6 protein-coding genes and 1 pseudogene are annotated in these 8,282 nt (G+C 69.6%); 3 read left to right on the top strand and 4 right to left on the bottom strand.

Features of this window, described 5'->3' with window-relative positions; all coding sequences use genetic code 11:
• The first annotated feature begins 24 nt into the window (after positions 1-24).
• Together P3L51_RS33580 and P3L51_RS33575 are read left to right on the top strand one after the other, a co-directional pair.
• Positions 25-2,568 carry an Hsp70 family protein gene (locus P3L51_RS33580; protein ID WP_354609134.1) on the top strand — a complete coding sequence of 848 codons (2,544 nt, stop codon included), beginning with the start codon at positions 25-27 and terminating at the stop codon, positions 2,566-2,568.
• 14 nt (positions 2,569-2,582) lie between these two features.
• The gene (locus P3L51_RS33575; RefSeq protein WP_354609133.1) at positions 2,583-3,686 is read left to right on the top strand and encodes a hypothetical protein; all 1,104 of its coding nucleotides are present in this window, start codon (positions 2,583-2,585) and stop codon (positions 3,684-3,686) included.
• A gap of 9 nt (positions 3,687-3,695) precedes the next feature.
• On the opposite strand, the gene P3L51_RS33570 is transcribed toward P3L51_RS33575, so the two are convergent.
• From P3L51_RS33570 to P3L51_RS33555, 4 genes are all read right to left on the bottom strand, one after another.
• Positions 3,696-4,061, bottom strand: coding sequence for a PH domain-containing protein (locus P3L51_RS33570; protein ID WP_242574121.1), 366 nt, complete (start codon positions 4,059-4,061; stop codon positions 3,696-3,698).
• A gap of 152 nt (positions 4,062-4,213) precedes the next feature.
• A complete protein-coding gene (locus tag P3L51_RS33565) occupies positions 4,214-5,026 on the bottom strand; it encodes an ABC transporter permease (protein WP_354609132.1) in 813 nt (270 codons plus the stop codon).
• Complete coding sequence (locus P3L51_RS33560) at positions 5,023-6,042, bottom strand: ATP-binding cassette domain-containing protein (protein ID WP_354609131.1); 1,020 nt, start codon at positions 6,040-6,042, stop codon at positions 5,023-5,025. The genes P3L51_RS33565 and P3L51_RS33560 overlap by 4 nt, the downstream gene beginning before the upstream one ends.
• A 649-nt stretch (positions 6,043-6,691) precedes the next feature.
• On the bottom strand, positions 6,692-7,684 hold the full coding sequence (locus P3L51_RS33555) for an alpha/beta fold hydrolase (protein ID WP_354609130.1): 993 nt from the start codon (positions 7,682-7,684) through the stop codon (positions 6,692-6,694).
• 353 nt (positions 7,685-8,037) lie between these two features.
• Between P3L51_RS33555 and P3L51_RS33550 the strand changes: the two are divergent.
• Positions 8,038-8,282 (top strand): annotated as a pseudogene (locus tag P3L51_RS33550) (hypothetical protein); the annotation flags it as partial.

Raw genomic sequence — 8,282 nt, 5'->3', positions numbered from 1 at the left:
CCACGGACCACGAGAGGACCGATCATGCGTGACACCGTCGACTTCGGTATCGACCTTGGTACGACCAACAGCGCCATCGCCGTCGTCGAGGGCGGCGGTGTGTCCGTCATCAAGAACAACGACGGATGGGACATCACACCCTCGGCCGTCTGGATGCCCAAGGAGGGCCGGGTCCACGTCGGGCGCGCGGCACGCGACTGGGTGGAGAAGGACCCGGCCAATGCCACCGCCGAGTTCAAGCTGGAGATGGGCCTGGCCGACTCGCGGAAGGTCTTCGAGACCGCCGGGGCCTCCCTCACCCCGCCGCAGCTCTCCGCCGAAGTACTCAAGTCCCTCCGCGCGGACGCCACACACCACTGCGGCGCCCCGCCCGAATCGGCGGTGATCACCGTCCCCGCCGCCTTCGCGCTGAATCAGAACAAGGCCACCATCGAGGCCGCGAAGCTCGCCGGATTCACGGCGGCCTGCCCGCTGGTGCAGGAGCCGACGGCGGCGGCGTTCGCGTACGGCTTCCAGGACGCCACCGACCGCGCGTACTGGATGGTGTTCGACTTCGGCGGCGGCACCTTCGACGCCGCGCTGGTCAGCAAGCGCGACGGCGACCTGCGGGTGCTCAACCACGCGGGGGACCCGTATCTCGGCGGCAAGCTGATCGACTGGGCGCTGATCGAGCGGCTCCTGGTGCCTGCGGCTGTTTCGCAGCTCGGGCTGACGGATCTGCGCAGGGACAACCCCAAGTGGCGTGGGAACTTCGCGAAGCTGAAGCGCGCGGCCGAGGACGCGAAGATCCATCTCTCGCGGCGCGACCAGGTCGAGCTGATGGTCGATCTCAACGATGGTGACGGCAACCCGGTCACCTTCGAGCACACGCTGACCCGGGGTGAACTCGACGCGGTCGCCGAGCCGTTCTATGTCCGGGCGATCAACCTGTGCCGCGACGCGCTCGCCGAAGCGGCTCTCGGTCCGGACGACATCGACCGGCTGCTGCTCGTCGGCGGCGTCACGCTCTCGCCCGGCCTGCGCGAACGGCTGGCCGACCCGCGTCACGGCCTCGGGATCGAACTTGACGTCAGCCTCGACCCGACCACGGTCGTCGCCCGTGGCGCGGCGATCTTCGCCAGCACGGTCCGGATCCCGCAGTCGAAGTCGGCGCCGGTCCCGGCCGGGCAGTTCGCCGTCGAGCTGTCGTACGAGCCCAGTGTCACCACCCTCCAGCCCACGGTCGGCGGGCGCCTGCGCGGCTCGTCGGAGGCGGGAGCGGGAGCGGGGGCTGGAGTTGGAGCTGGAGCAGGGGCTGGGGCGAAGTCCGGCGCGCCGGTGAACTGGGCGGGGTACACGGTCACGTTGAACAACCCGCAGGGCCAGCCGCCGTTCCGCACCGCCGCCATATCCGTGAACGCGGAGGGCGTCTTCGTCACCGACGTGGCCGTCGACCCGCACACCACCTCGAAGTTCTTCGTCGAGCTGACCGACCCCTCGGGCGCGCGGTGCGAACTCACCTCCAACACCCTCTCGATCACCCACAGGGACCTGGAGTTCGGCGGCGTACGGCTCGCGAACTCGCTCGGCATCCAGCTCGCCGAGCAGGTCTTCGCGCCGATGCTGCGCAAGGGCGCCACCCTGCCCACCTCGGTGCGTGAGGTGTTCCGTACGTCGGCGGCCCTGCACCGCTCCGACGCCGACGCGACGATCCGGATCCCGGTCATCCACGGCGAACGCAGCCGGGCCGACCGCAACCGTACGGTCGGAATGCTGGAGATCCGGCCGCGCGACATCCGGATCGACCTTCCGGCGGGCAGCGAGGTCGAGGTGACGGTCGAGGTCGACAGATCCAGCATGGTGACGGTGATCGCCGATGTGCCCCTGGTTCAGGCGCAGTTCGAGGCCGAGATCGACCTGGACAACATCCGGACCAAGGACCCCGAGGCGCTGCGGGACGACTTGGACGAGGCGGAGGGACGGCTGTCGGCGCTGCGTGGATTCGTGGCGGACGCGGGCTCGGCGGACGCCGAGCGACGGCTGGCCAAGCTGGACGAGGAGCGGTCCGTCAGCACCGCGCGCGACCAGGTGGAGGCGGCATCCGTGGACAACGGCGCCGCGGCCACCGCGGAGGAGCGACTGCGCGATCTCCAGGCCGAGTTGGACGACATCGCGGACGCGGTGGGACTGCCCGGTCTCGTACGGGACCTGCGGGCCTCGCTCGCCGAGGCCGACGAACTCGTGCGCCAGCACGGGGACACGGCCGACCGGCAGGAACTCGCCGCGATCCGGAGCCGGGCCGACGAGGCGATCAACGCACAGGACTCGGTCGCCGTCCGAGGGCTCATCGACCGGACGGGGACGCTGCTGTTCGAACTTGAGCGGCGGAGCCCCGACTGGTCGGTGAAGCTCTTCTACACACTCCAGGAGATGCTCCGGTCGTCCGGGCAGGCGGGGCCGCTCATCCAGGAGGGCCAGCGCGCCATCGCGGCGAACGACCGGCAGGGCCTGGACGCGGTGAACCAGCGGTTGTACCGGCTGCTTCCGAAGGATGAGCAGGACAAGGTCGTCTGGCTGGGCAGGTCGTGAGCGAGGTGAGCGACGTGAGGGACGCGAGCGAAGTGACGGACCTGACGGGCGTGACGGACGTCATCGATCCGGTACAGGCGCGGGTCCTGGGCCTCCAACTGGCCCTGCGCCGGGCCCACTCGGCGGCCCGTACCGGGGATCTCGACCTCGCGGCGCGGCTGCTGGACGAGCTGGACGAGCCGGACGCGGGGCGGGTCAGCCTTGAGAAGACCGGCACGGGATCCGGTGCCGAGCGGGCGACGCTGCTGGCCGCCCTCAACCTGCGCGCCAAGGTGCATGCCCAGCGCGGCGAGCTGCCCGAGGCGGACGCGTGCTGGTCACGGGTGGAGGCGCTCGCGCCCGACGACCCGGACGCGGCGGCCGGCCGTCGTACCCTCGCGAAGATTGCCGCCGGACGTCGCCGCGCCCGCCCCGTCGTCCACACCGGCCGGGTCGCGGTGGTCGCCGCGGCGCTGGTGGGAGCCGCGCTGATCGGCGCCGGCGGCCGGTTCCTCGTGAACGACGGTGACGGCGGTGACGGTGACCGGGCCTCGAAGCCGGTGGCCGAGGCGGACACCGGATCGGAGCGGCTGAGGGAGGAGTCGCGCCGTGCGGACGAACTCAAGGCGCGTCTGGCGGCGATCGAGGGGGGCTTCACGGCCGAGGCCGAGCGGCGCGACGGCATGCTCGACGAGGTCGCGAAGCGGCTGGCGATGCCGGGCGTGGAGGTCCGGCGGCATGCCGAGGACGTTCAACTGGTCTTCAGCGCGGGGGTGTTCCCGTACGACTCCATGATCAGCCCGGATGGCGCCGAGGTGCTGACGGAGATCGGCCGCCGACTGGCCGACCTGGAGTCCGAGGCCGGGGCCGGGGCGGGGGCGGGGGTGGAGACCACGGTGGTGGGTCATTCCGTTGCCGTGCCCGGTGGTGCGCCGAGCGGTGGCTCCGTCGTCGCGCTGAACCGCGCCCGGGTCGCTGCCCAGTATCTGGCGCAGGACAGCGACCTGCGGCTGACGGACTTCCGGCTGGTCAGCGCGGACCAGCGGCAGGGCCCCTTCCCGGCGACGGACGCGAACGCCCCTCGCAACCGCACGGTCACGCTGCTCATCACCGCGAAGGAGCCCCCGCCCGCGCACTGAGAGCGCGAACTACCGGGCCGCGAACTGCGTGAGGATGGCCTGCACTTCGTAGATGTCGACGCCCTTGGTGAAGGTCTTCTGGATCGGCACCGAGGCGCCGGAGAGCCAGATCTTCAGCTCGGCGTCGAGATCGAAGGTGCCTGCCGTCTCCACGGCGAAGTGCGTGATGCTCCGGTACGGAATGGAGTGGTACTCGGTCTTCTTGCCCGTTATCCCCTGCTTGTCGACCAGGATCAGCCGCCGGTCGGTGAAGAGGATGCTGTCGCGGATCAACTGGTAGGCAGCGTGAATCTGTTCGCCCTGGCCCAGCAGCCGGGCGTAGTCCTGCTGTGCGGTGGCCGGATTGATGGTGTGTGCGTTGCCGAACAGCGCCATGTGAGTCCCCCATTTATCCAAGTTGCACGATCTTCGTACTATACCGGCCGAAGAGTCTGGGGCCAGAAGTCGTCGCAGCGGCGCCCGACTCCTGGCCCCCACGGCTCCGTCCTACGAAGGGCACGGAAGCTGAGCGGACTCGCTCGCCGGCCTCAACTGTGGCCGGGGTCGCGGTTGTAGAGCTTTCGCGCCCAGAGGTAGGCGAGGAGGGCGATGGTGATGCTCCAGACGGCGGTGAGTATGGCGTTGTTGCCGATGGGGGTGCCGGTGAGGAGTCCGCGGAGGGTCTCCATGACGGGGGTGAAGGGCTGGTATTCGGCGAACCAGCGCAGTGCGGTGGGCATGGAGTCGGTGGGGACGAATCCGCTGCCGAGGAACGGCAGCAGGGTCAGGGGCATGGGGAGGTTGCTCGCGCTCTCGACGGTTTTGCTGACGAGGCCGAGTGCGACGGAGAGCCAGATGACGGCGAAGGCGATCATCGCGAGGATGCCGATGGCGGCGAGCCATTCGACGGGGGTGGCGTCGGTGCGGAAGCCGATGAGGAGCGCGACCGTCACGACGATCACCATCGCGATCATGGTCTGGATGAGGCTCCCGACGACGTGCCCGGTCAGGACGGAGGCGCGGGAGATGGACATGGTGCGGAAGCGGGAGATGATGCCCTCCGTCATGTCCATCGCCACCGAGATCGCGGTCCCCTGGGCCACTGCCGCGACGGTCATGAGGAGGATGCCGGGCATGACGTAGACGATGTACTCACCCCGGCCACCACCCGGTCCGCCCGCCTGCCCGCCGCCGTCGAGGCCGGCGCCGATGGCGCCGCCGAAGACGTAGACGAACAGCAGCAGGAACACCACCGGCATCCCCGCCAGCAGAACGGTCATCGAGGGGTAGCGCAGCATGTGCCGCAGGTTGCGGCGCAGCATCGTCGCCGAATCGGTCAGAGTGTGGGAGAGGGAACTCATCGGGTCGCGCCCTTCCCGCTCACAGCGCCAGTGGCGTCAGCGGTGTTGGTGGTGGTGTCAGTGGGTTCGGGGTGCCCGGTCAGGGCGAGGAACACGTCGTCGAGGTCGGGCGTGTGGACCGAGAGTTCCTCGGCGTCTATGGATTCCGCGTCCAGGAGGTCCAGCAGCGCGCGCAGGGAACGGACCCGGCCGTCGCTGGGGACCTGGAGGGTCAGGGCGTCGTCGTCACGGGGCAGGTCGTCCAGGGTCCGGGACAGCGCCCGCACCGCCACCCCGAAGCTGGTCGTGTCCTTGAACCGCAGCCGCACATGACCGCCCGGGACCAGCCGCTTCAACTCCTCGGCTGTGCCCTCCGCGACGAGTCTTCCGTGGTCGAGTACGGCGATGCGGTCGGCGAGTTGGTCGGCCTCCTCCAGATACTGGGTGGTGAGGAAGACCGTCACCCCCTGCTCGGCGACCAGGGCGCGGATGATCTCCCACATCGTGCGCCGGCTCCGCGGGTCGAGCCCCGTCGTCGGCTCGTCGAGGAAGATCAGACGCGGGTCCCCGACCAGCGTCATCGCCAGATCCAGCCGCCGCCGCATCCCGCCCGAATACGTTGCCACGGTCTTGTCCGCCGCGTCGGCGAGATCGAACCGCTCCAGCAGCTCCTGCGTACGCCGCCGGCCCGCCGCCCGTCCCAGATGGCGCAGATCCGCCATCAGACGCAGATTCTCCCGGCCGCTCAACAACCCGTCCACCGCCGAGAACTGACCCGTCACACCAATCACCGACCGCACCGCATCCGGCTCACGGCCCAGATCATGACCCGCCACCCGCACCCGGCCCTCATCAGCACCGATCAGCGTCGACAGAATCTGAACGACAGTCGTCTTCCCCGCCCCATTGGGACCCAGCAGCGCAAACACCGAACCCTCGGCGACATCCAGATCAACACCATCAAGCACAAGCTTCTCGCCGAATGATTTTCGGAGTCCGACGGCGTTGATCGCCGATGCGGTGTGCGGAATGGTCATGAGTCCTCGTTTCACTGGGAATGGGCATGCCGGATCGAGATCTGGGCGTTGGATCAGACACCAGTTCGATCAGATGCGGGTGGGTGGTCGCGCTTCTGGGGTGTGCGGTTGGTGAGGCGTGCGGGACGGTGATGCTGCCGACGCCGCTTGTCGCGACGTACGGTGCGAGGTCCGTAGCGCCATAGTGGCATCATATTGGCGCCCGGACAAGGCTTTCTGGCTCAACCATGGCGTAGTCATGGCCTCGGCTGGCGTCGCAATCCACTGTTCTCGCAGGTGGCATGGCCTTTCGGTGTGAGCCGACGCGCCACAGATGGTGGCGCCAACCACCGCCCACCAGACCGCCGAAGCTCCACCCGGTTGCCGTCCCAGCGCCACAACTGGCACCGACTGGCACCGCCTGGCACCTCCCCCCGGTCAGATGGCGCCCGGCCCGCGCCTCGGCGGGGGCCCACTCCCGTATCCGCTCCCGCCGCTCCTGGGTGACACGGCTCGCGCCGCGCTGACGGAGATGCGGCGGTCGCGGCGTACGAATCGGGCCTGATCGTGCCGGGCGTCGGCGGACAGGAGGGGTGGAGGGGTGAGGGATGCGCGGGAGGGGAGAACCGGGCTTACGGCCGGGGCGTCGCGCCGCCGGACCGCCGACCGGTCAGGCAGGCAGGGGAGCGCCGAACACCTCCGGCTCGGCGGCGTAGGGCAGGCCCTCCAGCGGCCGGTCGGTACAGAAGCGTGCCATGAGGTCGGCGAAGTCGGCGATGCGTTCCACCGGGGCGAGGTGGTCCGTCTCCTCGATGGTCATGAACCGGGCCGCCGGCAGGCACGCGGCCATCGTGCGGCCCATGGCGGGTGTGGTCAGGGTGTCGTGCTCACCGGTGACGACCAGGCTGGGGATGGCGGGGGTCGGTTCGGGGCGGTACCACTCGTGGCGCATCAGGCGGGAGTTGTGCTCCGCGGACATGCGCAGCTGCTCGGGGTTCTGCGCCGCGATCTGCTGGTAGACGAGACGGGCGACGGCCGCCTTCTTGCGTACGTGACCGGTGCCGGGAGGCGACATGAAGCGGTCGGCCAGCTCACGGGCGATGGGCTCCGTCTCACCGCGTCGGATCATCCCGTCCCAACGCTCCATGGCCACCGCGTAGTCGGCCGGAATGACGGTGGTCATCCCGACGAGCATCATCCGTGCGAGGAGGTGGGGGTAGTGCTGGGCGAACCGTACGCCGATGGCTCCGCCGTAGCAGGCGGCCACCAGGTTGACGCGGGGGATGCGGAGTTCCTGGACGACATGGCGTACGGCGGCGGCGAGGAAGTCGACGCCGTACTTCGCGGGCAGGAAGTCGGCGGTCCCATAACCGGGGAGGTCGATGGTGATGACGGAGCTGAGGGGGGTGAGCCACTTCTCGTGCCGTTGCCACGAATGGCGGTCCTGGGAAGACCCGCCCAGGATCACGATGGGTTCGGTGTCGAGCCGGCCCTGGCGGGCGATGCGGCAGGTGTAGCGGAACCCGCCGAAGGTCAGATCGTGTTCGACGATCTCCGCGTGCCGCTCGGCCCCGGCGGCCGTTCCGTCGGTGGGCTGGGCCGGGAGGGAGGCGGCGGCATCGGCGGTGGGGGTGCGTGAGCTGGTGATCGCGTCGGTGGGCACAGGCACAGGGTGGCTCCAAGGACTGAGGTGGGGGTCTCGCCGTCCGGCAAGTGCCCCTGCACGTCCCGTAGTGCCGGCACACCGGATCCGGACGCGAGCGGGCAGGAGCTTTTCCGCTTCACTGCTCCTACCAACGACCAGAATTCGCCACGAAATCATCTGTGGACGGGTCTTGGGCAGAAAGTGGAACGGGATTCCCTCGTACGAGTTCCAGGAATTCGCGCATATCTGCGCCTTGCGGCCGGGTGCCCCACCGTTGGACGGCTGTGACGGGCGCCAGTTCGACGGCGGAACGCGGGAGCGCAGAGAAAGGGGTGGATTTCCGGGTGATATGGCGACGTAGGTTGACGGGCGTGGACGGACAGGGGCGGGGCTACGGGTATGTGGGGCCGGCGGATCTCGCGGCGGCGGTGCGGCGACCGGGTCGCCGGGGCCGGGCGATCCGGTCGGCGGGCGACCTCGACGACTGGCTGTCCGAACAGCCGGTGTCGGAGCGGCTGGAGCCATTCACCTTCGTCGTCGACCTGGCCGGTGTGCTGCGGCTGGCGCCGCGCCGTAGTGAGCATGTGGCCTGCGCGGGCAGCGGGGACGAGGGCGA

Source organism: Streptomyces panacea (genome assembly GCF_040560175.1).
GTDB lineage: Bacteria > Actinomycetota > Actinomycetes > Streptomycetales > Streptomycetaceae > Streptomyces > Streptomyces panacea.
The sequence above is the reverse complement of the archived record's forward strand: the minus strand, read 5'-3'. Positions and strand labels throughout refer to the sequence as shown.

Bases quoted from the DNA above. Each gene is read 5' to 3' on its own strand.
- P3L51_RS33565 (WP_354609132.1), bottom strand. From the start codon at position 5,026: ATGAGTTCCCTCTCCCACACTCTGACCGATTCGGCGACGATGCTGCGC.
- P3L51_RS33560 (WP_354609131.1), bottom strand. From the start codon at position 6,042: ATGACCATTCCGCACACCGCATCGGCGATCAACGCCGTCGGACTCCGA.
- P3L51_RS33570 (WP_242574121.1), bottom strand. From the start codon at position 4,061: ATGGCGCTGTTCGGCAACGCACACACCATCAATCCGGCCACCGCACAG.
- P3L51_RS33580 (WP_354609134.1), top strand. From the start codon at position 25: ATGCGTGACACCGTCGACTTCGGTATCGACCTTGGTACGACCAACAGC.